25 protein-coding genes are annotated in these 24,359 nt (G+C 74.8%); 8 read left to right on the top strand and 17 right to left on the bottom strand.

The annotated features are described in order from the left end of the window. Positions 1–77 precede the first annotated feature (77 nt). From FRAEUI1C_RS17720 to FRAEUI1C_RS17700, 5 genes are all read left to right on the top strand, one after another. Positions 78–1,865 (top strand): RyR domain-containing protein, encoded by a 1,788-nt coding sequence (locus FRAEUI1C_RS17720; RefSeq protein ID WP_232425466.1) that lies wholly within the window; start codon positions 78–80, stop codon positions 1,863–1,865. Between the two features lie 99 nt (positions 1,866–1,964). Next, positions 1,965–2,582, top strand: coding sequence for a peptide deformylase (locus FRAEUI1C_RS17715; protein WP_013424695.1), 618 nt, complete (start codon positions 1,965–1,967; stop codon positions 2,580–2,582). A 36-nt stretch (positions 2,583–2,618) separates the two neighbouring features. After that, positions 2,619–3,677, top strand: coding sequence for a threonine aldolase family protein (locus FRAEUI1C_RS17710; protein ID WP_013424694.1), 1,059 nt, complete (start codon positions 2,619–2,621; stop codon positions 3,675–3,677). A 174-nt stretch (positions 3,678–3,851) separates the two neighbouring features. After that, the gene (locus FRAEUI1C_RS17705; protein ID WP_013424693.1) at positions 3,852–4,973 is read left to right on the top strand and encodes an EstA family serine hydrolase; all 1,122 of its coding nucleotides are present in this window, start codon (positions 3,852–3,854) and stop codon (positions 4,971–4,973) included. 132 nt (positions 4,974–5,105) lie between these two features. Further along, positions 5,106–5,357, top strand: a complete 252-nt coding sequence (locus FRAEUI1C_RS17700) for an HGxxPAAW family protein (protein ID WP_013424692.1) — start codon at positions 5,106–5,108, stop codon at positions 5,355–5,357. A 90-nt stretch (positions 5,358–5,447) separates the two neighbouring features. On the opposite strand, the gene FRAEUI1C_RS17695 is transcribed toward FRAEUI1C_RS17700, so the two are convergent. The 12 genes from FRAEUI1C_RS17695 to phnG all read right to left on the bottom strand — a co-directional run bounded on the left by FRAEUI1C_RS17695 (position 5,448) and on the right by phnG (position 16,607). Continuing rightward, complete coding sequence (locus FRAEUI1C_RS17695) at positions 5,448–6,713, bottom strand: NADH:flavin oxidoreductase (RefSeq protein WP_013424691.1); 1,266 nt, start codon at positions 6,711–6,713, stop codon at positions 5,448–5,450. Positions 6,714–6,781: 68 nt separating this feature from the next. Further along, complete coding sequence (locus FRAEUI1C_RS17690; RefSeq protein WP_013424690.1) at positions 6,782–7,495, bottom strand: TetR/AcrR family transcriptional regulator; 714 nt, start codon at positions 7,493–7,495, stop codon at positions 6,782–6,784. Continuing rightward, positions 7,492–8,973, bottom strand: coding sequence for an MFS transporter (locus tag FRAEUI1C_RS17685; RefSeq protein ID WP_232425465.1), 1,482 nt, complete (start codon positions 8,971–8,973; stop codon positions 7,492–7,494). The genes FRAEUI1C_RS17690 and FRAEUI1C_RS17685 overlap by 4 nt, the downstream gene beginning before the upstream one ends. 346 nt (positions 8,974–9,319) lie before the next feature. Further along, positions 9,320–9,892, bottom strand: a complete 573-nt coding sequence (gene phnN, locus FRAEUI1C_RS17680) for a phosphonate metabolism protein/1,5-bisphosphokinase (PRPP-forming) PhnN (RefSeq protein WP_013424688.1) — start codon at positions 9,890–9,892, stop codon at positions 9,320–9,322. Then, positions 9,889–11,064 carry an alpha-D-ribose 1-methylphosphonate 5-triphosphate diphosphatase gene (locus FRAEUI1C_RS17675; RefSeq protein WP_013424687.1) on the bottom strand — a complete coding sequence of 392 codons (1,176 nt, stop codon included), beginning with the start codon at positions 11,062–11,064 and terminating at the stop codon, positions 9,889–9,891. The genes phnN and FRAEUI1C_RS17675 overlap by 4 nt, the downstream gene beginning before the upstream one ends. Then, positions 11,061–11,819 carry a DUF1045 domain-containing protein gene (locus FRAEUI1C_RS17670; RefSeq protein ID WP_013424686.1) on the bottom strand — a complete coding sequence of 253 codons (759 nt, stop codon included), beginning with the start codon at positions 11,817–11,819 and terminating at the stop codon, positions 11,061–11,063. The genes FRAEUI1C_RS17675 and FRAEUI1C_RS17670 overlap by 4 nt, the downstream gene beginning before the upstream one ends. Then, on the bottom strand, positions 11,816–12,541 hold the full coding sequence (phnL, locus tag FRAEUI1C_RS17665; RefSeq protein WP_013424685.1) for a phosphonate C-P lyase system protein PhnL: 726 nt from the start codon (positions 12,539–12,541) through the stop codon (positions 11,816–11,818). Before phnL ends, FRAEUI1C_RS17670 begins: the two co-directional genes overlap by 4 nt. 9 nt (positions 12,542–12,550) lie before the next feature. Beyond that, entirely contained in the window at positions 12,551–13,351 is an 801-nt protein-coding gene (gene phnK, locus FRAEUI1C_RS17660; protein ID WP_013424684.1) for a phosphonate C-P lyase system protein PhnK, read from the bottom strand. Continuing rightward, on the bottom strand, positions 13,348–14,304 hold the full coding sequence (locus tag FRAEUI1C_RS17655; protein WP_013424683.1) for an alpha-D-ribose 1-methylphosphonate 5-phosphate C-P-lyase PhnJ: 957 nt from the start codon (positions 14,302–14,304) through the stop codon (positions 13,348–13,350). Before FRAEUI1C_RS17655 ends, phnK begins: the two co-directional genes overlap by 4 nt. Continuing rightward, entirely contained in the window at positions 14,301–15,437 is a 1,137-nt protein-coding gene (locus FRAEUI1C_RS17650) for a carbon-phosphorus lyase complex subunit (RefSeq protein WP_013424682.1), read from the bottom strand. The genes FRAEUI1C_RS17655 and FRAEUI1C_RS17650 overlap by 4 nt, the downstream gene beginning before the upstream one ends. A gap of 4 nt (positions 15,438–15,441) precedes the next feature. Further along, positions 15,442–16,098, bottom strand: coding sequence for a phosphonate C-P lyase system protein PhnH (gene phnH / locus FRAEUI1C_RS17645; protein ID WP_013424681.1), 657 nt, complete (start codon positions 16,096–16,098; stop codon positions 15,442–15,444). Next, entirely contained in the window at positions 16,095–16,607 is a 513-nt protein-coding gene (gene phnG, locus FRAEUI1C_RS17640; protein ID WP_013424680.1) for a phosphonate C-P lyase system protein PhnG, read from the bottom strand. The genes phnH and phnG overlap by 4 nt, the downstream gene beginning before the upstream one ends. 191 nt (positions 16,608–16,798) lie before the next feature. Here phnG and phnF point away from each other — a divergent pair, with 191 nt between their 5' ends. Continuing rightward, positions 16,799–17,554: a phosphonate metabolism transcriptional regulator PhnF gene (phnF, locus tag FRAEUI1C_RS17635; RefSeq protein ID WP_041259446.1), complete on the top strand. Its 756-nt coding sequence runs from the start codon at positions 16,799–16,801 to the stop codon at positions 17,552–17,554. A gap of 206 nt (positions 17,555–17,760) precedes the next feature. Here the strand turns inward: phnF and FRAEUI1C_RS17630 are convergent, their stop codons facing one another. The 3 genes from FRAEUI1C_RS17630 to FRAEUI1C_RS17625 all read right to left on the bottom strand — a co-directional run bounded on the left by FRAEUI1C_RS17630 (position 17,761) and on the right by FRAEUI1C_RS17625 (position 19,914). Further along, the gene (locus FRAEUI1C_RS17630) at positions 17,761–18,507 is read right to left on the bottom strand and encodes an ankyrin repeat domain-containing protein (RefSeq protein ID WP_013424678.1); all 747 of its coding nucleotides are present in this window, start codon (positions 18,505–18,507) and stop codon (positions 17,761–17,763) included. 200 nt (positions 18,508–18,707) lie between these two features. After that, positions 18,708–18,866: a hypothetical protein gene (locus tag FRAEUI1C_RS39630; RefSeq protein WP_013424677.1), complete on the bottom strand. Its 159-nt coding sequence runs from the start codon at positions 18,864–18,866 to the stop codon at positions 18,708–18,710. A gap of 34 nt (positions 18,867–18,900) precedes the next feature. Next, positions 18,901–19,914 (bottom strand): alpha/beta fold hydrolase, encoded by a 1,014-nt coding sequence (locus tag FRAEUI1C_RS17625; RefSeq protein WP_157734971.1) that lies wholly within the window; start codon positions 19,912–19,914, stop codon positions 18,901–18,903. 280 nt (positions 19,915–20,194) lie between these two features. On the opposite strand from FRAEUI1C_RS17625, the gene FRAEUI1C_RS17620 reads away from it, so the two are divergent. Beyond that, entirely contained in the window at positions 20,195–21,055 is an 861-nt protein-coding gene (locus tag FRAEUI1C_RS17620) for a TIGR03620 family F420-dependent LLM class oxidoreductase (RefSeq protein ID WP_013424675.1), read from the top strand. A gap of 26 nt (positions 21,056–21,081) precedes the next feature. Here the strand turns inward: FRAEUI1C_RS17620 and FRAEUI1C_RS36410 are convergent, their stop codons facing one another. Next, on the bottom strand, positions 21,082–21,444 hold the full coding sequence (locus tag FRAEUI1C_RS36410; RefSeq protein WP_013424674.1) for a hypothetical protein: 363 nt from the start codon (positions 21,442–21,444) through the stop codon (positions 21,082–21,084). A 340-nt stretch (positions 21,445–21,784) separates the two neighbouring features. On the opposite strand from FRAEUI1C_RS36410, the gene FRAEUI1C_RS36405 reads away from it, so the two are divergent. Beyond that, the gene (locus FRAEUI1C_RS36405) at positions 21,785–23,503 is read left to right on the top strand and encodes a deaminase (RefSeq protein ID WP_013424673.1); all 1,719 of its coding nucleotides are present in this window, start codon (positions 21,785–21,787) and stop codon (positions 23,501–23,503) included. 132 nt (positions 23,504–23,635) lie between these two features. On the opposite strand, the gene FRAEUI1C_RS17605 is transcribed toward FRAEUI1C_RS36405, so the two are convergent. Continuing rightward, positions 23,636–23,992 (bottom strand): hypothetical protein, encoded by a 357-nt coding sequence (locus tag FRAEUI1C_RS17605; protein WP_232425464.1) that lies wholly within the window; start codon positions 23,990–23,992, stop codon positions 23,636–23,638. Between the last annotated feature and the right edge of the window lie 367 nt (positions 23,993–24,359).

Here is a 24,359-nt window from a genome sequence, read left to right as displayed (position 1 = left end):
CATAATGTTCGGACTCGCGGCCAATCGGAGGAGCGGCTCGAAGGAGCAGGGTGGACGGCAGCGGGCGTCGGCGGCGCGTGAATACCGTGCGCGCCGCGGCGCGGGGTCTCCTCGTCGGGCCACGGGCCTGGCGGCTGCTGTGCGCGCTCGCGGCCGTCGCGGCCGTCGCGCTCGCCGTCGTCGGCCAGTGGCGAATGGACCGCGCCGCGGCCGTGCCCGGCTCTTTCGGGAGCCATTTCCTGGACCTGCTGTACGGCTCGCTCGGCCTGTTCGTCTTCCAGCCCCCCGCCCTGCCCGACACGGCCCTTTCCGTGCCGCTGCAGGTGGCCCGGTTCCTCGCGCCGGCGGCGACGCTCTACGCGCTCGCGGACGTGCTGGTGCTGCCGACGGCCCGGCTGCGGGCCCGGCTGGCCAGCGGCCATGTCGTGGTCTGCGGGTCCGGGCCGGGCGCCCTCGCGCTGGTGGCGAAGCTGCGCGCGGCGCGGGTCCGGGTGGTGCTCGTCGCCGAGCACGGCCGGGCCGACCTGGTCGACCTGGTCGGCGGCGACGGGGTGACGGTGCTCGTCGGCGACCCGGCGAGCGAGGCGCTGCTGCGCGCGGCCGGCGTGGGGCGGGCCCAGCGGCTCTACGTCACCGGGCCGGCGACCGGGCACAACGGCGCCGTCGTCACCGCGGCCCAGACCGTCGCGAGGGCGGCGGGCCGCGCCGGCACCGACCCGCTGCGCTGCCTCGTCGAGGAGTCCGACCCGGACGTGCTCGACGCGATGTGGATGCTGCTGCTGCGCCGCCCGGCGAGCGACCCGGTGACCATCGAGTTCTACAACCCGGCCCGGCTGGGGGCCCGGCTGCTGCTGGACGAGGTCCGGCCGCGCTGGGACCCGGTGGGCTCCGAACCGGTCGTCGTGGCCGGGCTGTCCACGTTCGGCCGCGAGCTGGTCGTGGAGATCGCCCGCCGCCGGCACCGGGCGCTGGGGGGAGCCGGCGGGCGGCTCGCGGTGGTCGTCGTCGACGAGCAGGCCGCCAGCCTCGTCGACCGGCTGTGCCGGCGGTACGGGGTCGTCGAGGACATGCTCGACATCGCCTGCGAGGAGAGCGAGGTCGACGCCCTCGGCCTCGACCAGCTCGTCCACCCGAGCCACCCCGGCGCCTTCGTCACCCAGATCTTCGTCTGCTACGCGGACGCCGAGCTGGCGTTGCGCAAGGCGCTCGCGACATCCCGACCACCGACGCGCCGGTCGGTGGTGGTCCGGGTCGACCGGATGAGCCCACTGGGCGAGGCGCTTCGCCCAGGCAGCACAGAAAGGCAAGGCCCGATGGCCGCGCTCTACGACGATCTGGACTTCTTCCCCGAGCGGGAGCGGGCGTGCGATCCGGACGACGCGCCCGACGACCGGCTGGAGGCGTGGGCCGAGGCGATCCACGTCGACTACTGCCGGCAGCGGCTGGAGTCCGGCGAGGTGCGCGACGACAACGAGGCCCTGGTCGCGTGGGAGAACCTGCCGGAGAAGTACCGGTCGAACAACTACGACCAGGCGCGCGACATCGAGACCAAGCTGCGCCTGATCGGCTGCGCCAGCGCGCGGATGGCCGCCGCCCCCGAGGAGTTCGCGTTCACCGCCGACGAGGTCGACCGGCTGTCGCGCTGGGAGCACGAGCGCTGGATGCGCAACCGGGTCGCGAACGGCTGGTCGTTCGGCGACGTCCGGGACAACGACAGGCTGCTGCATCCGGACATCCGGCCGTATGACGAGCTGTCGGCGGAGACGAAGGAGAAGGACGCCCAGATGGTGCGCCTGATCCCGGAGCTGCTCGCCGGCGCCGGCTACCGTGTGGTCCGGTTCCCGACCCCGGCCGCGGCCGGCTGAGACTGCCGAGGACTGCGCTCGCGTGACGATCTCCCCCGTGCCGCCGGCCCGCCGCGTGCCGCCGGGCGCGCCCACCGCTCGCCGTCGGGGGCGGGCCGCGTGACCGTCCTGCCGATCCGGGTCCTCGGCGACCCGGTGCTGCGCACGCCAGCCGGGCCGGTGACGGTCTTCGACGACCGGCTGCGCCGGCTGGTCGACGACATGATCGAGACGATGTACGCGGCGCCCGGGGTGGGGCTGGCCGCGCCGCAGGTCGGCGTCGGGCTGCGGCTGTTCGTCTTCGACACCGACTGGCAGCCGAACCGGCCGGACCGGCACGAGGACGACGCGGTCCCCGAGGCGGCCGGGCGGGCGCGCGGTCGGGCGCCGAGGGTCGTCGCGAACCCGGTCCTCGAGCTCGGCCCCGGTGAGCAGAACGACCAGGAGGGCTGCCTGTCGATCCCCGGGCTGCACTACGCGACGGCCAGGGCCGCGGCGGCGACGGTCCGGGGCGTCGACGCGGCCGGCGACCCGGTCGAGTACGCCGGCACGGGCCTGCTGGCGCGCTGCCTGCAGCACGAGGCCGACCACCTGGCCGGCACCCTGTACGTCGACCGGCTGACCGGGCTGACCCGGCGCTCCGCGCAGCGCGCCCTGCGCGACGCGGCCTTCGCCACGCCGGACCCGGCGGGCGACGCCCCGGGCGGGTTCCTCGGCGCCCTGCGCCGCCTCCGCTGACCGGCCGGGCCGCCGGTCTCCGTATCGTGGCGAGGCATGACCATCGACCTGCGCAGCGACACGGTGACCCAGCCGACGGACGGGATGCGCCGGGCGATGGCGACGGCCGAGCTCGGCGACGACGTCTACGGCGAGGACCCGACGGTCCGGGCGCTGGAGGAGTATGGCGCCGGCCTGCTCGGCCATGAGGCCGCGCTGTTCGTGCCGAGCGGGACGATGGGCAACTTCTGCGCGCTGCGCGCCAACGCCGAGTTCGGCACCGAGATCCTCGCGGACACCGAGGCGCACGTCGTCACCTACGAGCTGGGCGGGCTGGCCGTGCTCGGCGGTGTGCAGACCCGGACGCTCGCGGGCCTGGCCGTCGACCTGGACCTGGCGGTGATCGCCGAGCAGATCCGGCCCGGCGCCAGGACCTGGCCGACCCGGCCGGAAGCGCCCGAGGCCGGACACGGGATGGTGGCGACGAGCGTGGTCGCGGTGGAGAACACCTGGGCCCGCGGCGGGGGCCGGATCATCCCGGTGGAGCGCCTGGAGCGGCTGCGCGCCGTCACCGACGCCGCCGAGGTGGTGCTGCACTGCGACGGTGCCCGGCTGTGGAACGCCGCGGTCGGCCTCGGCGTCGAGCCCAGCCAGCTGGGCCAGCTGTTCGGGACGCTGTCGGTCTGCCTGTCGAAGGGGCTGGGCGCCCCGGTCGGGTCGCTCGTCGTCGGCGACGCGGCGCACGTCGCCCGCGCCAAGGTGTGGCGCAAGCGGCTCGGCGGCGGGATGCGCCAGGCCGGGGTGCTCGCCGCCGCCGGCCTGTACGCGCTGCGCCATCACCTGGACCGGCTCGCCGATGACCACCGGCGGGCCGCGGGGCTCGCCGCGGTGCTCGCCGACGCCGCGCCGGGCCGCGTGGAGCCCAAGAACGTCGACACCAACATGATCTTCGTGCGGGTGGACGACGCGGCCGCGTTCATCGCCCGGGCCCGGGAGGAGGGCGTCCTCGTCGGGGCCTCCGGGCCGCGCGAGGTCCGCATCCTGACCCACCTGGACGTGGACGACGCCGACGTCCGCGCGGCGGGCGACATCCTCGCCCGGCTCCTCGCCGGCTGACCGCCGGGCCGTCCCTCGCCACCGCTGCGCCACGACGTGACGGCCCTGCGCGCCTGAACGGGCCAGCGGCGTGGGCCCGTGACGGCCACGGCACGCGCCAGGTCGGCGGAAACGGGGCCGGCGCGCGGATTCGGCCCCCAGAATCGCCGTCATGACGTCTCCTGGATCGCCCTCATGACGTCTCCCGGGTCCGCCTCGACGGACGGCGCGGTCGCGCGGGGCACGGTCGCGCCGGGCTTCGAGCCCGTGCGGGCCGCGTTCGAGCGGGTGCTCGCCGAGGCGGCAGGCACGGGCGCGGCCGTCGCCGTGTGGCACGACGGAGCCTGGGTCGCCGACCTGTGGGGCGGGCGGGCCGACGCCGCCGGGACGACCGGGTGGGACCGGGACAGCCTCGTCATGCCGTACTCGGTGACGAAGCCGTTCGCGGCCGTCTGCGCGCTGCTGCTCGTCGAACGCGGCCAGCTCGACCTCGACGCGCGGGTGAGCCGCTACTGGCCCGGCTTCGCGGCGCCGGCGACGGTCCGCCACGTGCTCGCCCACCAGGCCGGCCTGGTGGCGTTGGCGCAGCCGCTGTCGACGGCGGCGCTGTTCGACTGGGAGCTGATCTGCGCCGAGCTCGCCGCCACCACGCCGCTGTGGACACCCGGCACGGCGCACGGCGAGAGCGCGCTGTTCTACGGCCACCTGGTCGGCGAGCTGGTCCGCCGTGTCGACGGCCGCCGGTTCGGGGAGTTCCTGCGGGCCCAGGTGTGCGGACCGCTGGGCCTGGACTTCTCCGTCGGCCTGCGGCCGGCCGAGCAGCGCCGGTGCGTGGAGCTCACCGGCCTCGACGCCGCCTTCCGGGAGCGGATCGCGGCCGGCCGGCCCGAGCTGTACCGGCGCGCGGTCGGCAACCCGCCGGGCATCCAGGACGGAGCGGTCGTCAACAGCGCGCCACTGCGGGCCGCCGAGATCCCGGCGGTCAACGGGCACGGGACGGCCCGCGCCGTCGCCGGCCTGTACGCGGCGCTGCTGTCCGGCCGGCTGCTCGGGCCAGGGCTGCTCGCCGAGGCGTCCGGCGCGCAGTGCTCAGGCGTCGACCGCGTCATGGGTGGGACGAACGCCTGGGGGCTCGGCTTCGGCGTCGACGACGACGGGTTCGGCATGGGCGGGCTGGGCGGCAGCCTCGGCTGGGCCAGCCGGGAGGGCCGTTACGCCTACGCGTTCCTGACCGGGTCGATGGGTGACCACGAGCGCTCGACCGCGGTGGAGAACACGCTGCGCGACTGTCTCGGGCTGGCGCCGCTCCCGCAGTAAGCCGCCCGGTGCGGCCGGCGCCCGCGCGAGGCGGCGGTCACGGCGCCGGCCTGCCAGTCGGCCGGGCCCGATAGCATCGGCCTGGGGCGGATGACCGTCCAGACCGCGCAGGCACGCACGGAGGGTCCACTGGTGAGCGACACGCACGAGGCGCACCGCGCCAAGCCCCTGTCCTGGGTGATGGTCGCGGTCATCACCATCGGCACCATCGTCGGCACGTTCGGGGTCTGCCTGGCGTCCTGGCCGATCTCGATCATCGGGGCCGCCGTGGTGGTCCTCGGGTCCGTCATCGCCCTGGCCACCGGCATCATGGAGGACGTGGACGAGTCGGCCAGCCGCGACCTGTGGCCGATCGGCGGGCGCGACCGCCGCGAGATCGCCTAGGTTCCGGCGGCCACGGCCGACGGTTCGGCGACGCGCAGCCGAAGCGGCCCGCACCCTTCGGGGTTCGGGCCGCTTCGTCGTTCCCGGTGCCTACCGCTCGCGGACCGGCGCCGGGGTGACCAGGACGCAGCGGGAGCTGGAGTAGATCGTCGGCATGCACTTGTTGCAGTGCACGCACAATGACCTCGTGGTCGCGTCGGCCCGCAGCCGGTTGACCAGGTCGGGCTCGCGCAGCAGCGCGCGGGCCATCGCGACGAACTGGAAGCCCTCGGCCATCGCCGTGTCCATCCCGGCCTTGTCCGTGACGCCGCCGAGCAGGACCAGCGGCATCGTGAGCGCCGCCCGGAACTGGCGGGCATAGTCGAGCATGTAGAGCGGCTGGTACGGATAGGCCTTGAGGAACCGCGGGCCGACGAGCCTCAGCCCGGCCCTGGTGACGCCGTGGAACGCGTCGGCGAACTCGCGGACCGGCGCCTCGCCGCGGAACAGGTACATCGGGTTGAGCAGCGAGCTGCCGCAGGTGAGCACGAGCGCGTCGAGCGTCCCGTCCTCCTCCAGCCACCGGGCGACCCGCAGCGACTCGTCCAGCCACAGCCCGCCGGGGACACCGTCGTCCATGTTCAGCTTCGCCAGCACCGCCAGCTGCCCGCCGACCTCGGCGCGGACCGCGCCGGCGATCTCCCGGGCGAACCGGGCCCGGCCCTCGAGGGTGCCGCCGTAGCCGTCGGTCCGCCGGTTCAGCTTCGGCGACAGGAACGCGCTGGCCAGGTAGTTGTGGCCGAAGTGCAGCTCGACGGCGTCGAAGCCGGCGTCGGCCGCGTACCGGGCCGCCTGCGCGTGGGCGGCGACGATGCGTTCGATGTCGGCCGGCGTCGTCGCCCTCGTCACCCCGCCGAACGGGCTGAACCGGCGGGTCGGCGCGAGCGACGGCGCCCGGTTCGACGCGCCGTTGGCGACCGGCCCGGCGTGGCCGAGCTGCGCGGAGACCGCGGCGCCGGTGGCATGCACGGCCTCGGTGAGGCGCCGCAGGCCGGGCAGCGCCTCGGGGCGCAGGTGGATCTGGTGGCGGTCGGTGCGGCCCTCGGGGGCGACGGCGCAGTAGGCGACGGTCGTCAGGCCGACCCCGCCGGACGCGGGCGCCAGGTGGTAGTCGATCAGCTCGTCGGTGACCAGCCCCTTCGGGGTCCGGCCCTCGAAGGTCGCCGACTTGATCACCCGGTTGCGCAGCCGGACCGGGCCGAGCATCGCCGGCGCGAAGACGTCCGGCGCGGGCGCCGCCGAGGTCTCCGGCTCGGCGGCGCCCGTCGGGAGGGCGGCGGCGCGATCGGCCGGCGGGGCGGCCTTGGCTTCGTTCACAGCTGCACTATCCACCGCCGAATCTGACGGTGCATCAGAAAAGCGGGTTCCGGTGCCCGGCCGGAGGGTCAGCCGAGCGCGGTGTCGAGAAGCTCGCGGAGGAGCTCGGCGAGGCGGTCCGGGTCGGCGGCGGCGAGCGCCGGCAGGGTGCCAGCGGTCCTGGCGACGCCGATGCCGAGCAGCACCATCGCGGCGAGCTCCGCGCGCAGCTCGGCGTCGGGGCCGCCGGCGGATCCGGGCCCGACCGCCCGCAGCACCGGGAGCACCTGCTGGGCCAGCCGGCTGGCGGTCGCGGCCCGGGCGGCGTCGTCCAGGTCGCAGCGGAAGACGTTCTGGCCGACCGTGCTCGCCGGCCCGTCGCGCCACCGCTCGACCATCCGGGCGAGCAGCTCGGCGAGCGCGACGTTCGCGTCCTGGTCGCCGTCGACGTCGGGCGCCGCGTTCTCGGCGACGACGGGGCCGGGCCGGTCCTCGCGCGGGCGCTCGTCGCCGTCGCTCGTCGGGGCGGGCGCCTCGACGACGGCCGCGGCGCCGGTGTCGCGCGCGGCGCCGACGACCGGGTCGGCGGCGAGGACCGCCTGGTAGAGGCCGTCCTTGCCGCCGTAGTAGCGGGCGATCAGGGCGGCGTCGACGCCGGCCCGCTCGGCGACGGCCCGCAGCGCCGTGCCGGTGTAGCCGCGTTCGGCGAACAGCTCGGTGGCGGCGGCGAGCAGCCGGGCCCGGCTGCGCCCGGCGTCACGGCGGCGGGCCGCCGCGTCCACGGCCGGGCCGGCGGGGGTCACGCGGTCGCCGCCGGTCCGGTCGCGGGGTTCGGGGCGCCCCCGCCCCCCACCGGCAGGACCGCGGGCCGTGCGCCCGCCGGCACCGGGCTGGCCGAGGCACGGCCCTGGCGCAGCACGAGGCTCAGCAGCCCGCCGAGCAGGCTCACGGCGCCGAGCAGCAGGAACGCCACCGTGTAGCCGCCGTCGCGGGGCAGCAGGCCACCGGCCGGTGTGAAACCGGCCAGCATCGAGGCCACCAGGGCACTGCCCATCGACCCTCCCACCACTCGCAGGGCCTGGTTGAAGCTGGTCGCGCTGCCGGTCTCGGCCGGCGGCACGTGCGTGATGATAAGCGTCGGCATCGCGGCGAACGACGTCCCGATCCCGGTGCCCATCAGCGCCGTCGCGAGGCCGACCTCGAGGAGGTGGTCGCGCCGCAGGGCCAGCCCGAAGCCGGCCGTCGCGACCAGCAGCCCACCGAGCAGCAGCACGGTCGCGGTGCCGTACCGCCGCTCGACCACCCGCGCGGCCCGCGTAGCCACCAGGGTCCCCACCGACAGCGGCATGATCACCAGGCCGGCCAGCGACACTCCCCCGCCGAACCCGTAGCCGGCTGACAGCGGCGTCTCGACCAGCCGGATGATCAGCGAGACGATCCCGAACAGGCCGAAGCCCATGAAGACCGCGGCACCGTTGCTGACCAGCACCGGCAGCGGGGTCAGGTAACGCAGCTCGACGAGCGGGGCCCTGCTGGTCCGTTCGACGGCGAACCAGCCGGCCGCGAGCACGATCCCGGCGGCGAACAGCCCGAGCACGGCCGGCGAGGCCCAGCCCCAGCTCGTCGCCTCGCTGAACCCGAGCAGCACCGTCCCCAGCGACAGGCCGATCAGCAGGGCGCCCGGAACGTCGAACGGCCTGCGCGGCCGGTCCACCCCCGCGTCGGCCGGGGCCGCGCCGGGCACGGCGACGGCGATCAGGCCGATCGCGACCGCGCCGAGCACAGCGGCCAGCCAGAAGGCGAAGTGGTAGTCGACGTGGTCGGCGATCGTGCCGGTCAGCGGGTACCCGAGGCCGGTGCCGCTCGCCACGGTCACCGACAGCATCGCGACGACCCGCAGGTTCATCGGCCGGGGCAGGCAGTCCCGGGCGATCGCGAACGTCAGCGGCATCAGGCCCAGGCCGAGGCCCATCAGCGCCCGGCCCACCAGCAGCTGCGGGAAGTTCCCCGCGGTCGCCGCGACGGCCGCGCCCGCCAGCACCGAGCCCAGGCCGCCCATGAGCACGCCCTTGCGCCGAGGCCCGTCACCGAGCCGGCCCAGCGTCGGCCCGGCGACCGCGCCGACCAGCAGGGTCACCGTCAGCATCCACTGCGCCGCCACGAACGACACGTGCTGGTCCCGCACGATCAGCGGGATCAACGGCGTCCCCAGCGTCCCGATCAGCGACACCACGAGCCCGGTGTAGACCAGCGCCCCCACCAGCAACCGGGGCCGCCCCACCGCACTCCCGCTGCCGCCGCCCAGGCCCATCGCCGCCCCACCCCCACCTCGACATGTCCACGTCCGATGACATCCTACGATGACATCGAGCGGGCGCTCCGGCCGGACGCAGGCCGAACCAGTCCCACCGCCGGCGCGATCGAGATGTCGACCTAAGACCGCTCGCGGCGACAGGCGTCGACAATGTCGCCAAGGTCCGCCCGCCGCCTTGATCGCCGTTTTGGCCCTCAAGTGGCTGTTAAACCGGCCCGGTCACGACCACCGGAGGGCCGAAACGGCGATCAAGGGGACCCGTCGCAGGATGGCGAAGGCCCCGCCTTGCTGGGGTGGCGAGGCGGGGCGACGGTCAGCCGGTGGCGAGGGGGGCTCCTGCCGCGTCGAGGATGACGCGGAGTAGCTGGTCGCCGCCGTCGGCGAGGGTGCCGTCGTTCTGGATCACCGTGTCGGCCTGGTGGCCCGGGGCGGGGTCGGGGCGGGCAAGCCGCTGCCCGATGCCGGGCTCGGGCTCGCGGCCGCGGGCCCGCAGCCGCTGGGCGCGTACCTCGTCCGACACGGTCACCCGGACCACGACCAGCCGCTGGTAGCGGCCGGCGAGCTCGTCGAGCACGGCGCGCGAGACGTTGGCGACGACCACCCGGCCGGCGCCCACCGCGACGTCGGCCGAGGCCGGGATGCCGTAGCGCAGGCCGTGCGCGGGCCACCACACGGCGAGCTCGCCGCGCTCGCGGGCCGCGGTGAACTGCTCCTCGGTCACCGGCTCGTGGTCCTCGCCGGGACCCGACGGCCGGGTGATGACACGCCGCGGGAAGTGGGCGACGGCCTCCGACCGCTCCCGGGCGTAGGCCATCAGGGCGTCCTTGCCGACGCCGCTGGCGCCGACGACCGCGACGAACGCGCCGGGGCCGATCCGCTCGGTCACGACACCCGCACCCCCTCGCGGTACACCTCGCGCACGACCGGCACGCGCAGCCCGCGGGGGTGGCGCTCGTCGCCCGGCAGGTCGTGCGAGCGCACCCGGACGAGGTCGGCGCGCCGGCCGACCGTGATCTCGCCGCGGTCGTCGAGGCCGACCGACCGCGCCGGGTTGCCGCTGACCAGCGCGGCGCCCTCGGGCAGCCCGATCACGCCGTCGGCGGCGAGCTGGAAGACGGCCTGCAGCGGGCTCGACGGCACGTAGTCGGAGGACAGCATGTGCAGCAGCCCGAGCTCCAGCAGCTCGGCGGCGGCGACGTTGCCGGACTGGCTGCCGCCGCGGACGATGTTGGGGGCGCCCATGACGATCTGCTGGCCGTGCTTGGCGGCCTCGGCGGCGGCGAGCACGGTGGTCGGGAACTCCGAGATGCGCCCGCCGAGGGCGACCGACTCGGCGACGTGGTCGGAGGTGGCGTCGTCGTGGGTCGCCATGGGAATGCCGCGCTGCGCGGCCAGTCGCGCGATCTCGCGGCGGTGGACGTCGGAGTAGCGCGCGGACCGTTCGACCAGCGGCCCGACGAAGGCGTCGAACTCGGACTCCGCGATCAGGCCCTTGCCGACGTGGAACCGCTTGAAGACCTCGAGGTCGGCGTACTGGCGCTGGCCGGGGGTGTGGTCCATCAGGGAGACCAGGCGCACGTACGGGTCGTCGACGAACGCGCCGAACGCGTCGAGGCAGTCCTCGGCGGACACCTCGCAGCGGACGTGCAGCGCGTGCTCGGCGCGCAGCAGGCCGGCCTCGGCGGCCAGCTCGATCGAGTCGGCCAGCTGCCGGGCCGTCCGGGCGGCCACGTCGCGGCTGCCGGAGGTGCCGGCGCCGACGCGCACGGCGTCGAGCACGGTCGTCGCTCCCCCCGCCGCGAGCTGGGCGTCGCTGGCGAGCACGGCCGGCAGCGCGTCCCAGCGCACGCCCGGCCGGGGCGAGAAGTGGTACTCCAGATGGTCGGTGTGCAGCTCGACGACGCCGGGCAGCAGGTGGTCGCCGTCGAGGTCCTCGCCGGGGGCGGCCGGGTCGGAGCCGATGTCCGCGATCCGGCCGTCCCGGATCAGCACCGAGCCGTGCAGGACCTCGTCGGGCAGGACGATGCGGGCGTTGGACAGGACGGTGTCGCGCGTCATCGCGTTCCTTTGCTTTCTGTCAAGGCTTCGGTCTGCGCGGGTACGGGGATCGGCCGCAGCGGGTACACCGCGTGCAGCGCGAAGGGGGCGCCGGGCTCGGCCTCGGTGAACAGCGCGAGCGTGTCGACGGGCACGGTCGCCCCGAGGGAGGCGGCGAACCAGCCCGTCAGGGTGCGTTCCACGTCGGGCTGGCGGTCCGGCGGGACGCGGTCGGTGAGGGTGAGGTGGAAGCGGAACTCGTCGAGCACGTACGGGTAGCCCCACGCGGACAGCAGCTCGCGCTGGCGGGGGGTGAGCGCGGCGGGGTTGCGCCGGGCGAGCTCGGCGTCCGTCGGCGGGGCGCGGAACCCGTCGAAGCTCGTGGTGACGTCGGCGGCGAGCGCCGACAGCCGCGCCGCCGGCCCACCGGGCACCAGCGCGAAGAAGCCACCCATGCGGACGAGGGACAGGGCGGGGATCACCGCCCCGTGGTGGGCCGCCGCGAAGCGGGCCAGGGCGGCGTCGAGCTCGGCGGCCGTGCGCCCCTCCGCGAGGCGGAACGGCGCCTTGAGCGTGCCGTGGAAGCCGTAGCGGCGGGCGTCGACGGTGATCGCGTCGATGCCCGGACGGGTCCAGCCCGCGGGCGTGCCGGGCGTGACCGGGTCTCCCGAGACACCGCGGCCGAGCCACTGCTCGGCCCGTTCCCGCAGTGCCACGCCGCGGGCGTCGCCCGACCCGGTACCGGGCGCGGTGTAGATCGCGAACCGCCAGGTCACGCGGCCGCTCCGAGGGCGGGGGCGAACCGCTCGACCTCGATGACGCGGTCGGCGACGGCCTCGCGCACCGTTGCGTCGTGGAAGATGCCGAGCAGGGCGGTGCCCCGGGCGCGCTTCTCCCGGATCAGCTCGGTGACGACGTCGCGGTTGCGGGCGTCGAGGGAGGCGGTCGGCTCGTCCAGCAGCAGCAGCGGCAGCGAGGTCACGAAGCCGCGGGCGATGTTGACACGTTGCTGCTCGCCGCCGGAGAACGTCGCCGGGGGCAGGCTCCACAGCCGTTCGGGGATCGCGAGCCGGGTGAGCAGCTCGGCCGCCCGGTCGCGTGCCCGCGCCGGGGGCGCGCCGCGCTCGACGAGCGGCTCGGCGACGATCTGCAGGGCGCCCACGCGGGGCACGCAGCGCAGGAACTGGCTGACGTAGCCCATCGTGTCGCGGCGGGCGACGAGGACCTGGCGGGGGCCGGCGGCAGCCACGTCGATCGCGCTGCCGACGGCGCCGCCCGGGGTTCGCAGGACGATGCTGCCGCGCTCGGCGGCGTAGTTGCCGTAGACCATCTTGAGGATCGAGCTCTTGCCCGCGCCCGAGGAGCCGCCGAGCGCGACGCACTCACCGGCGTGCACCTCGAAGGACAGGCCGCGCAGCACGGGCAGCAGCTGGCCGCCCTGCAGGTGCATGGTGAAGGTCTTGTCGACGCCGGACACGGCGAGGACCGGTGTGGTCATGGGCGCTGATCACCCCTGCAGGATCGAGGAGACGAGGAGCTGGGTGTAGGCGGCCTGCGGGTCGTCGAGCACCCGGTCGGTGAGGCCGGACTCGATCACGCGGCCGTCCTTCATCACGAGGGTCCGGTGCGAGATGAGCCGGGCGACGGCGAGGTCGTGCGTCACGATGATCACGGCCAGGCCGAGCTCGGTCACCAGCGAGCGGATCAGGTCGAGCAGCCGGGCCTGCACCGACACGTCCAGGCCGCTGGTGGGCTCGTCCATATACACCAGGCGCGGCGAGACCACGAGGTTGCGGGCGATCTGCAGCCGCTGGCGCATGCCGCCGGAGAACGTGACCGGGGCGTCGTCGATCCGGTCGTCGGGGATCTCCACCCGCCGCAGCCACTCGCCGGCGGCGGCGCGGATGCGGCCGTAGTGGCGCCAGCCCGTCGCCATCAGCGGCTCGCCGACGTTGCCGCCCGCGCTCACATGCATCCGCAGACCGTCGGCGGGGTTCTGGTGGACGAAGCCCCACTCGGAGCGCCAGAGGTCCCGCACCGCGCGCTCGCCGATCTCGGCCAGGTCCACCACCGCGTCGTCGGCCGTCCGGTAGCGCACGGTGCCCTCGGTCAGCGGCAGCCGCTGGGCGAGCGTGCCGAGCAGCGTCGACTTGCCCGAGCCCGACTCGCCGACGACGGCGACCACCTCGCCGGGCCACAGGTCGAGGTCGACGTCGCGGCAGCCCCAACGGTCGCCGTAGCGGTGGCCCGCGCCGCGGACCTCCAGCAGCGGCTGCGCGCTGGCCGGGCTGAGGTCCCGGACGGTCACGCGGTCACCTCCGTGTCCTCGGCGGCAGGAGCGGCCGCGGCATCGGCGGCAGGAGCGGCCGCGGCATCGGCGGCGGCCATCTGCTCGCAGTGGTCGGTGTCGGAGCAGACGAACATCGACCCACCGGCGTCGTCGGTGATGACCTCGTCGAGGTAGACGCCGGTGGAGCCGCAGATCGCGCAGGGCGCGTCGAAGCGCTGCGGCTCGAACGGGTGGTCCTCGAAGCCCAGGCTCTCGACGTCGGTGTACGGGGGCACCGCGTAGATGCGCTTCTCACGCCCGGCGCCGAACAGCTGCAGCGCCGGGTTGCGGTGCAGCTTCGGGTTGTCGAAGCTCGGGATCGGCGACGGCGCCATGAGGTAGCGGCCCGCGACCAGGACGGGGTAGTCGTAGGTGGTCGTCACGTGGCCGTGCCGGGCGATGTCCTCGTAGAGCTTCACGTACATGAGGCCGTAGTCCGCCAGCGCGTGCAGGCGGCGGGTCTCGGTCTCGCGTGGCTCCAGGAACCGCAGCGGCTCCGGCCCCGGCACCTGGTAGACGATCGTCTGGCCGTCGGCCAGCGGCGTCTCGGGGATGCGGTGGCGGGTCTGGATGACGGTCGCGTCGAGGGTCCGGGTCGTGGTGCGCACCCCGGCGACGTCGGCGAAGAACGAGCGGATCGACACGGCGTTGGTGGTGTCGTCGGCGCCCTGGTCGATGACCTTCAGCACGTCGTCCTGGCCGAGGATCGCGGCGGTGACCTGCACGCCGCCGGTGCCCCAGCCGCGCGGCATCGGCACCTCGCGGGACGCGAACGGCACCTGGAAGCCCGGGACCGCGACGGCCTTCAGCAGCGCCCGGCGGATCATCCGCTTCGTCTGCTCGTCGAGGTAGCCGACGTTGTAGCCGACGAGGCCTGGTGTCCGCCCGGGATCGGTGGCGGTGGCGGGGTCGGCGAGCGGGGTCGGGCTCATGTGCCCGCCTCCGCGAGAGCGCGGATCTCGTCCGCGCCCGCCGGGTCCGGGGTGGCCGCCTCGGCGGCGGCGCGGGCGTGGAACTCGGCCTGGAGCCGGCGGACGAGGCCGAGCTCGGCCTGGAAGTCGACGTAGTGCGGCAGCTTCAGGTGTTCCACGAAGCCGGTGGCCTGGACGTTGTCGCTGTGGCTGATGACGAACTCCTCGTCCTGTGCCGGGGCGACGACGCGCTCGCCGAACTCGCCGGCGCGCAGCGCCCGGTCGACCAGCGACATCGCCATCGCCTTGCGCTCGCCGCGGCCGAAGGCCAGGCCGTAGCCGCGGGTGAACTGGGCGGGGGTGTCGCCGTTGCCCTGGAACTGATTGATCATCTGGCATTCGGTGACCTCGACCCGGCCGAGCGGCACGGCGAAGCCGAGCTCGGGCGCGTCCAGCTCGACCTCGACCTCGCCGACGCGGATCTCCCCGGCGAACGGGTGCGTGCTCCCGAAGCCCCGCTGGGTCGAGTAGCCGAGGCCGAGCAGGAAACCCTCGTCGGCGCGGGCGAGCGCCTGCAGCCGCTCGGCCCGGCTCAGCGGGAAGACGCTGGGCTCCCGGGTGAGGTCGGCCGGCTCCGGGTCGCCGGCGCCGGGGGCCCGGTCGGGCTCGACCAGGGCGCTCGCGCCGAGCAGGTCGGTGACCCGTGGCATGGCCGGCGCCGGCCCGGCCGCCGCGCCGGCCCGCGGGCCGGCGGTGGGGCGGTCGGTGAACAGGCGGTGGGTGTAGTCGAAGGTGGCGCCGAGCTGCTGGCCGCCGGGCAGGTCCTTGAACGTCGCCGAGACGCGGCGCTGCGGGGGCAGCGCGGCCGTGTCCACCGGCAGCGTGTAGCCGAACCGGGGCAGGGTCGTGCGGTAGGAGCGCACCAGCGTGACGGCCTCCAGCACGTCCCCCTGGGCCTGCAGGATGGCCCGCGCGGCCAGCTCCGGGTCGTACAGCGACCCCTCGGCCATCACGCGCGACACCAGCACCCCGAGCTGGCCGGCGACGGCCGACGGCTCGATCGGTGGCAGCCCCGGGTCCCCGCGTCCCTGCTTGGCCAGCAGGGCGTGGGCGTTGGCGATGGCGCGTTCCCCGCCCTTGACCGCGACGTACATCGGTTCAGGCCTCCTCGTCGGAGTCGGAGTCGGTGACGGAGCTGGTGTCGGCCGCGGTCAGGTGGGTGGTGCGGGGCAGGGCGGTGACCGTGTCGGCGCCGACCAGCAGCAGGTCGACCCCCCGCGGGAAGAGCCCGGTGTTCTGGCGCCACGCGTCGGCGAAGCCGGCCGGCGCCCACGGGGCCGCGAGCGTCGCGGCCCCGTCGATGCCGGGCCCGCGGGCCTGGAAGCGGGCCGGTCCCCTGGCGGCGCGGACGTCGAGGACGACCGTCGCGGACAGGTGCGGCGCCTCGTCCGTGCCGAGCGCGAGCGAGGCCAGCGGCGGCAGCGCGTCCGGGCCGGTCAGGACGAAGCCGGCCGCGGCCGGGTCCTCGGCGCGTCGGGTGCCGGTGTGGAAGCTGAGCCAGGCGGCCGTCTCGGGGTCGCGCCCGAGCGCGCCGCCGAGCCAGACGGCGCAGTCCTCGTCGAGCAGGGTGAGCGCGACGGCCGCGAGCCCTCGGCCCAGCGCGGCGGGCGGCTCGGCCGGCCCGGCCAGCGGATAGGACCGGGTGGGGTGGGCGAGCGCGTCGAGCACGGCGCGGAACGCACGCTGCGCGTCCCGCGCGGGGTCGGCGAAGCCGGGGGCCGGGATGGCGGGAGCGGTTCCCGCGGCGGGGCTCACGCGTGCTCCCTGGCGACTGAGAAGAAGTCCACGAGCGTGCTGCGGGCCTCGGCCTGGCGGGTCTCGTCCCGCTCGGCCTGGGCCGCCTCGAGCGGGGCGATGACCTCGGCGAGCACCCGCTCGCGCTGGCCGGCGTCGGTCAGCAGGCCGTCGAAGACGGCCGCGAGCCGGGCGTGCTCCAGGTCGATGCCGAGCGCGTAGCAGGTGCCGACGGCGTCGGCGGCCAGCGGCTCGCCGTGCAGGCGCACGGTGGCGCGGGTGACGGTCGCCTCCCCCAGGTTGAACCGGGCCCCGCCGCCGTCGATCCGCGCCCGCACCATGACGAGGCCCGCCTCAGGGCCGCGGACCGCCTGCACGGCCGGCTTGGGCTCCCAGCCGAGCCAGGCCGCGGCCAGGGCGGCCGGGCTGGCCATCGCGAGCGTCCGCATCCATCGCCGCCGGGCCTCGACGGCCGTGTCCGCGCTCTCGCCGCTCTCCGTGCTGTCGGCCGCGAGCGTCTGTGACGTCACCGCATCCTCCGTCACCCTTGTCCGACTGGTGGTCCGCCAGGTTGTCGTCGTAAGTTGTCCAATTATCTGGACAACTTGACGCTACCGCACAACCGGGCATTCGCGCCACGTCGGACAAGCAGCGATCTGTACGACAGCGGGTGAACGGCCGGGAAACGCGGCCCGTGGAGGTGGGTAGAGTTCCGGACGTCATGACGACGCAGAGCAGGTCCCCCAGCGGTTACGCCGCCTGGCGCCTGATCGCCGAGGAGCTGCGCCGGGAGATCGTCGGCGGCACCCGGGCACCGGGGGCGAAGCTGCCGGCCGAGGGCGAGCTCGCCGAGCGGTTCGGCGTGCACCGCAACACCGTGCGCCAGGCCATGGCCGCGCTCGCCGCCGAGCACCTGGTCGTCGCCCGCCGCGGCAGCGGGACCTTCGTCGCCGAGCACACGGTGCTGGTCCACCGGATCGGCGCGCGCACCCGCTTCAGCGACAGCCTCGGCAGCCGTGGCGGCGCCGGGCGCCGGCTGCTCGCGTCCGTGGTCGAACCGGCACCCCCGGCCGAGGTCGCCGAGCGGCTCGCCCTCGGCGACGGCGCCGCCCTGCGGCTGGAGACCGCGTCGTCGATCGACGGTCTGCCGACCTCACGCGGCACCCACTGGTTCGCGGCCGACCGGGTGCCCGGGCTCGCGGAGCGCTTCGGCCTCGACGGGTCGATCACCGCGGCGCTGCGGGCCGTCGGCGTCGACGACTACGTCCGGGCCGCGACCACGGTCAGCGCGCGGCACGCCACGGCGGCCGAGGCGGCCGACCTCGAGCTGGCGGCCGGTTCGGTCGTGCTCGTCACCAGGTCCCTGGACACGCTGATGGACGGCACCCCGTTGCAGCTCGGCATCACCCGGTTCGTCGCCGCCCGCGTCGAGCTGGACATCGGCCACGCCGACCTGGAACTGGACGGCCCGGCGTAACGGCTCCCGTCAGCCCACCGCCGGGGCCCGCGGACCGGCCGCGACGCCGGTGCCGGGCCCGTCAAGGTCGGCTCGTGCCGGACCCCAGGCAATGATCGCGAGTTGGGCCCTGAAATGGCTGCGACCAGGCCCGATTCACGACCACCAGCGGGCCAAAACGACGATCAAGTCGCCGCCAGGCAAAGCCGACGTCGCGGGATGCGGAACTAGGCACCCGAGGAGGCCGGACGGGCACCCTTCTCACGCAGCCAGGTGACCACGTTCTCCCGCTGGGTATCCAGCCCGCCCGCCGCGTCCAGCGGCGTGCCTTCGGCATATGGGGGCACCCACTGGAGGTCGGCCCCGCGCGCCAACAGGTAGTCCGCGGCGCGGCGCTGGCCGCCCGAGCAGGCGTGCCAGAACGCCTTCGACACCTCGTCGGGGTCTGGCTGGTCGCCGAGTAGCTCGTCGAGCCGGTCGAGGATGCCCAGGGCGGCGGCCTGCCAGGGCTCGGCGACCCGCGCGCCCCGGGCCACGACGAGACGAGCGACATGCCAACAGCCGTAGCCGACCGCGTTGGCCAGAGGGGTACCGATCGACCCGTCCGCCGCATCGAGGTCAGCACCCCCGTCGATCAGCGCGACCGCGACATCGACGTCGTCGCTGCTGGCCGCCCAGTGCAACGGAGTCTCCCCCGGCCCACGGCCGGTCGTCCGGGCGTTCGGATCGGCGCCCGCGGCCAGCAGCAGGCGTGCGATGTGGGGGCCGCTCGGGAAATATCCTGGCCAGTCGGTGACTACGTGCAGCGCGGTGCGCGTACCCGCGCGGGCGCCGATCCGAACGGAGGCCAGACCCGGATCGTCGGCCAGCAGCCGGCTGACGGTCGCGGCATCGCCGCCGCGCACCGCGAGCACCAGGTCGACCGCGGCCGGGTCATCCCCGGGAATCAGCCGGCCCGTCGGCTCCTGCGTCATGGGCGCATCATCGCAGCCGCGGCCAGCAGGGCCAGCCGTGCCAGGACGGGGACCGATCCAGGCGCGCGGGCGAGGTCACCGCCCCGGTCCGTCGGGTCAGGGCTCGAAGTCGGCAGGAGTAGTCCGGAGCGCGGCTCGTGACAGCGCGTCGGCGCGGCGAATCGCCTCCGGCTGGCGGAATCCTCGGCACATCGCGAGCGTCATTCAGTCCGGGCACGTACGGAAATCTCGCCCGGCCGTGCATGCTCCTGGATTCGGGTGGCCTCGGCGACGGCCGGCACCGCGTCGTCGTCGAACCAGTACCGCTGGTGTTCCAAGGTCTCCGCTTCCAGCTGGCCGGACGGACCGACGTCCGTCACGCCGGCTCTCCCGCCCCTGCCGACGTTGCGCCGGTCAGTCCGTGACCGGCGGCAGGCGGGTCAGGAAGTCGCCGAGGCGGCCGGCGAAGACGTCGTTGTCGTCGCCGGCGACCATGTGGCCGGCGCCGGTGACGTCGACGTACTCGGCGTGCGGGATGAGCTCCAGCAGCTCGGTCACACCCTCGTCGCTGACGATGTCGGACTGCTTGCCGCGCACCAGCAGGGCCGGGACGCGGATCGCCTGGGCGGCGGCGCGCAGCGCGTCGGTCTGCAGCGTCTTCTCCGCCTCGGCGGCGAACTCCTGCGCGGTCATGTCCGCGGCGCCGGAGAACAGGTCGGGCCGGTGCGCGTCGGGCAGCGCCTCGTCGCCGAGCTCGCGGCGGGCCTCGTCGCGGATCTTCATGAACGCCGGGTCCCAGTGCCAGTGCCAGCGGCCGTCCCGCAGCCGCAGGTTCTTCTTCAGGCCGGACAGGTTGGTGGGCTTCGGCCGGTTCGGGTTGTAGGCGGCGATCGCGTCCGCCGCGTCCTCGAGGGTCGCGAACCCGTCCGGCGCGGACGTCATGAACTCGAAGATGTGCTTGATGCCGGCGGGCTCCAGCCTGGGGGTGATGTCGACCAGCACGAGGGCCCGGCCCAGCGACGGCGTGCGGGCCTGGGCGAGCAGTGCCGTGATGCCGCCCATCGACGCGCCGACCAGCACCGGCGGCTCGCCGAGCTGGGCGACGATCTCGCCGAGGTCGTCGGCCATCGCGTGGTGGCTGTAGTCCTGGCCCGGGTCCCAGTCGGTGTCGCCGTGGCCGCGGGCGTCGACGGCGACGGCCGACCAGCCGAGCTCGGCGAGCCGTTCGCCCGTGCGTCGCCAGGAGTGCCGGGTCTGGCCGCCGCCGTGCAGCAGCAGCACGAGGCCGTGGCGGGGCCCGCCTGCCGGCGGGTCCCAGCGGTCGGCGGCGAACCGCAGCCCGCCGGCCGTGAAGCTGGTCGCGGCCGCCGGCGGCCGTTCGCCCCCGCCGTCGCCGCGCGGGCTCGGGTCCTGCTCCTGGACGCTCACCGGCCACCCCTTCCGTGCCGCCACCACCGCGCCGGGCCACTCCTGACCCACCGTCACGCCTGGCGGCGCACCACCTTGACCCCACCACCACCGGCGGGCGGCGCCACGGCCGACCCCCGTCGACCTCCCAGCAAATCACGAGTCATCGCCCGATGACATCAAACCGGTCCCGGTGGCCGGGCCGGCGACCCGCTCGATACGGTCAGCGTGACGGGCGGGCCGCCCTGGGCGAACCCGGCGGAGCGGACCAGGCACCGACCAGGCAGAGGAGCGTGGCGGCATGAAGCTGGACGGCGTCGGCATCTGGAGCATGCAGCTGCGGTTCGGTGACCCGGGCGCCGCTGCCGCGGCCGCCGCCGAGCTCGACGACCTGGGCTTCCGCGCGCTGTGGATACCGGACATGGGCGGGCCGCTGTTCGACGCGCTGGAGAACCTGCTGGGCGCGACCCGGCGGGCGGTGATCGCCACCGGGATCCTGAACCTGTGGATGCACGAGCCGGCCGATGTCGCCGTCGGGCGGGCGGCGCTGGTCGAGAAGTTCGGCGAGCGGCTGCTGCTCGGCATCGGGGTGAGCCACGCCCCGCTGATCGACCAGCAGGAGCAGGGCCGCTACCGGCAGCCGCTACGGGCGATGGCGGGCTTCCTCGACGCCCTCGACGCGGCGGTCCCGCCGGTCCCGGTGGCCGGCCGGGTGCTCGCCGCGCTCGGCCCGAAGATGCTGGAGGTGGCCAGGACCCGGGCCGGTGGCGCGCACCCGTACCTCGTCACGCCCGAGCACACCGCGGCCGCGCGCGCCGCGCTGGGCGCCGGGCCGCTGCTCGCCCCGGAGCAGACCGTCGTGCTCACCGAGGACCGGGCGGCCGGGCTCGCGATCGCGCGGAAGTTCCTGGCGGGCTACCTCCAGCTGCCGAACTACTCGAACAGCCTGCGCCGGCTCGGTTTCACCGACGACGACGTCACCGAGGTCAGCGACCGCATCGTCGACGCGACGATCGCCGTCGGCGACGAGGCGGCGATCGCGCGGCGGGTCCGCGAGCACCAGGCCGCGGGCGCGGACCATGTCTGCGTGCAGGTCATCAACGCCGACAATTCCTTCCCCACCGACGAATGGCGCCGGCTGGCTCCCGCGCTGCTGGGCTGAACCACCCGCGGCGGTCGAGGGCACGGTCAGGGGAAGCGGCGGGTCATCGGCTGGCGCTGGTGGGCGGCCCTGGTCAGCCACCGCAGGGTCGGTGCCTTCGGCTCGGGGCGTACCGGCTGGGCGCTGCCCGCCGGTCCCGCCGGCCACTCGGTGACGGCCCTGCGGCGCGGCAGGAACGCCACGTCCGTCCAGTCGACCCGCAGGCCCCCGCAGGCCGCGCAGCGGCGCCCCAGCGCCGGCGAGGGCACGGGGACGCCTCGGTGGAAGTACGCCTCGAAGTCGTCGCCGTCGTAGTCCGACCACCGGACCAGCTCGAAGCTCTCCCGCCACTGCCAGCCGCAGCGGCGGCAGCTGAACCGCACGACGAGGGGGTGTTGTTCGATCTCCATCAAGAACTCCCTAGCAGGCGAGGCGTCGGGACCACTGGCCACCGGGGCCTCCCGTCTCGGGTCAGACCGGGTCGACGCGGGCAGGAGCGGGTCCAGGGCGCCGGCCCCGCCCAAGGATGCCCAGCGATGTCCTCGCCAACCGAAAGCGCCCGCTCCCCGGTCCGGCCGGCCGTACGCGGCACCGGCTGGTGGCCAGGCGGGCCCCGCGGTTGGCCCGCGGGCCAATGCGGCCTATGGTCGACACCCCCGCCGCCCCGGGCTCGACCGGTCCGGGGCCGCGGACACAGACAGGGCAGGCACGCTGAAACGGTGAGGACCGGGGAGGGCCGACCAGAAGATCATGGCTGAGAAGCGCACGGCGACGCGCCGGGACACCGCGGGCTGCCAGCTGGGCCTCGCGGAGCATCTGCGCACCCCCGAGCTGGTGTTCGGGATCGTGCGGACCGTCGGCACCGAGATCGCGCCGGTGGTGCAGGAGCTGCACGCCGCCCTCGCCGCGGCGAACTACCTGGTGTTCCGGATCGACCTGGACACGCTGCTCGCCCCGCTGGTCTCGTCCCCGGACACCCCGGCGGACGAGCCGACCCGCCGCGAGCTGCTGATGGACGCCGGAGACCGGCTGCGCGACGAGCTGGGCCGGGCCGACGGGGTCGCGCTCGCCGGGGTCCGGGAGATCCACCGGATCCGCGGTGACGCGTCGGTCGACCACACCAGGCCTCGCGCGTTCGTCCTGGACGGTCTGAGCCACAAGGCCGAGGTGGAGACGCTGCGCCAGGTCTACGGCCGGCGGGCCTTCTTCATCGCCGCGGACGCGCCCCGCCCGGAGCGGGCCCGGCTGCTCGCGCAGCTGTTCGAACGCAGCTCCGGCCTCGACGCCACCGACGCCGAGCGGGCCGCCACCCATGCCGTCGACCGGGACTTCGGCCTCGCGACGAGCCTGACCGCGCCGCCGGTGGGCCGTGGGATGCGGCTGTCGTCGTCGGCGGCGCTGGAGCGGTGCGACCTGTTCGTCCGGTGCGACGACCCGACCCAGACCCGCCGGCACGTGCGCCGGCTGGTCGAGTGCATCCACAGCCATCCGTTCCACACGCTGACCATGGACGAGCTGGGGATGGCGGCGGCCTATCGCGGCTCGCTGACGACGGCGGTGCTCGCGCGCCGGGTCGGCACGGCGATCATGGTCGACGAGCAGATCGTCGCGGTCGGCGCGAACGAGGTGCCGAAGGCCGGCGGCGGCTACTACCACACCGAGAGCCAGCCGGACGGCCGCGAGTTCATGGCCGGGCTGGACGCCTCCGACGGCATCCGGGCCCAGATCCTCGCCGACCTGCTGGCCCGGCTGCGCCCCGGCTGGTTCACCCCGGAGCTGCAGAAACGCACGATCGCCGAGCTGACCCAGCTGGCCATCAACGACGAGGACATCCGGGACGCCGACCTGTTCGACGTCATCGAGTACGGCCGCACGACCCACGCCGAGATGGTCGCGATCACCTCGGCCGCCAGGCGCGGCATCGCCATCGGCGGCGGCACCCTCTACTCCACGACGCTGCCCTGCCACGAGTGCACCCGCAACATCATCGCCTCGGGCCTGGCCCGGGTCGTCTACCTGGAGCCCTACCAGAAGAGCAAGGGCGGCGAGCTGCACCGCGACGCGATCGACCTGTTCCCGGAGCCGGTCTCCCCCAGGCCCAGCCACGCCGGGCCGACCGGCCGGCCGGACCGGGTCTCGATCGAGCCGTTCTCCGGCTTCTCGCACAACCGGCTGTCGGACCTGTTCTCCTGGGTGCCGCGCAAGGCCGACGACGTGCGGCGCACCGCCGGTGAGCCGATCCGCCTCGACGGGCGGGCCGTGATCTGGCGGGCCCACGAGGCCGCGCTGCGCCCGAGCATCAGCGATCCGGCGTTCGCGGAGACCGACGGCCTGACCCGCCTCGTCACCGAGATGCGCGTCCTCGCCGCGCTGCCCGACGGTCGTCCCCGGGCCGACTGCGCGCCGCTGGCCGACCTGGAGGCCCTGCTGGACCGGATCGCCGGCACGCTCGACGGCACCGCGCCCTAGGACCCCGCCTCTCCGCCGGATGACGCGACACGCGAAGCGGCCGCCACCGAACAGTCCGGTGGCGGCCGCGACGGCGCTGCCAAACGGGCCAGGAGTACGCGTTCTCAGCGGGCGTTCAACGACTGCGACCTGTTACGAGAACAGGTTCACCGAGACCACCTTGCCGCTGATCGGCCTGGTGATGAGGCGGGTCCGGCTGAAGCTGTCCGAGCCGTTGCTGCACTCGACGCTGAACGTGGCGACGGTGCCGACCGACGGAACCTGCTGCAGGCTCAGGCTGTAGAAGCCACCCGCGCTGACGCCGGACGTGTCCGACTCGCCCGCCGACGTGGTGATCGCCACGCCCGTCGCGAGGCTGGCCGGACATCGGGCAGCACCGGTGATCCCCACGTTCGGACTGTTCGGATCCGCGCCGGCGGGAAGAGCGGAGCCCAGGATGAGCGCGCCGGCGGCGCCGGTCGAGGCAAGAAGACTTACAGTCTTTCGCATTCTCATGATGAAGCAACCTCTCCTGTCGGATACGACTCCTGTCCGCCGATGGGGTTACCCGATGTTGGAAACGTTATTCGCGGCCCTCCAGGTATTTGAAGGGGCACCATTCAGGTTTGTTTCGACACAGTGGTTCGACGCGAAAATGGGACCGATAATCGTCCAATGAATGCACCGGACCACCGTCTGTGAAGGAAACTCGGGAGAAACACCGGACCACCCACGTCATGGCCACCTCCCGCGGGTGAACCCGGCCGGGTGACGCGGATGTGCCGCCCGCGACCGGCGGCACGACGTCACGCCGGGTGACGGGGTGGGTCGGGCCGCGAAGTCGGTTGGATCGGTCAGGAATGGAGAAGCGTCGGGC

This window comes from Pseudofrankia inefficax (assembly GCF_000166135.1).
Lineage (GTDB): Bacteria > Actinomycetota > Actinomycetes > Frankiales > Frankiaceae > Pseudofrankia > Pseudofrankia inefficax.
The sequence above is the reverse complement of the archived record's forward strand: the minus strand, read 5'-3'. Positions and strand labels throughout refer to the sequence as shown.

Excerpts from the sequence above, each read along its gene's own strand:
- FRAEUI1C_RS17710 (WP_013424694.1), top strand. The coding sequence starts at position 2,619 with ATGACCATCGACCTGCGCAGCGACACGGTGACCCAGCCGACGGACGGG.
- FRAEUI1C_RS17705 (WP_013424693.1), top strand. The coding sequence starts at position 3,852 with ATGACGTCTCCCGGGTCCGCCTCGACGGACGGCGCGGTCGCGCGGGGC.
- FRAEUI1C_RS17675 (WP_013424687.1), bottom strand. The coding sequence starts at position 11,064 with ATGACGCGCGACACCGTCCTGTCCAACGCCCGCATCGTCCTGCCCGAC.
- phnL (WP_013424685.1), bottom strand. The coding sequence starts at position 12,541 with ATGACCACACCGGTCCTCGCCGTGTCCGGCGTCGACAAGACCTTCACC.
- FRAEUI1C_RS17655 (WP_013424683.1), bottom strand. The coding sequence starts at position 14,304 with ATGAGCCCGACCCCGCTCGCCGACCCCGCCACCGCCACCGATCCCGGG.
- FRAEUI1C_RS17650 (WP_013424682.1), bottom strand. The coding sequence starts at position 15,437 with ATGTACGTCGCGGTCAAGGGCGGGGAACGCGCCATCGCCAACGCCCAC.
- phnF (WP_041259446.1), top strand. The coding sequence starts at position 16,799 with ATGACGACGCAGAGCAGGTCCCCCAGCGGTTACGCCGCCTGGCGCCTG.
- FRAEUI1C_RS17630 (WP_013424678.1), bottom strand. The coding sequence starts at position 18,507 with ATGACGCAGGAGCCGACGGGCCGGCTGATTCCCGGGGATGACCCGGCC.
- FRAEUI1C_RS17620 (WP_013424675.1), top strand. The coding sequence starts at position 20,195 with ATGAAGCTGGACGGCGTCGGCATCTGGAGCATGCAGCTGCGGTTCGGT.
- FRAEUI1C_RS36410 (WP_013424674.1), bottom strand. The coding sequence starts at position 21,444 with ATGGAGATCGAACAACACCCCCTCGTCGTGCGGTTCAGCTGCCGCCGC.
- FRAEUI1C_RS36405 (WP_013424673.1), top strand. The coding sequence starts at position 21,785 with ATGGCTGAGAAGCGCACGGCGACGCGCCGGGACACCGCGGGCTGCCAG.
- FRAEUI1C_RS17605 (WP_232425464.1), bottom strand. The coding sequence starts at position 23,992 with ATGCGAAAGACTGTAAGTCTTCTTGCCTCGACCGGCGCCGCCGGCGCG.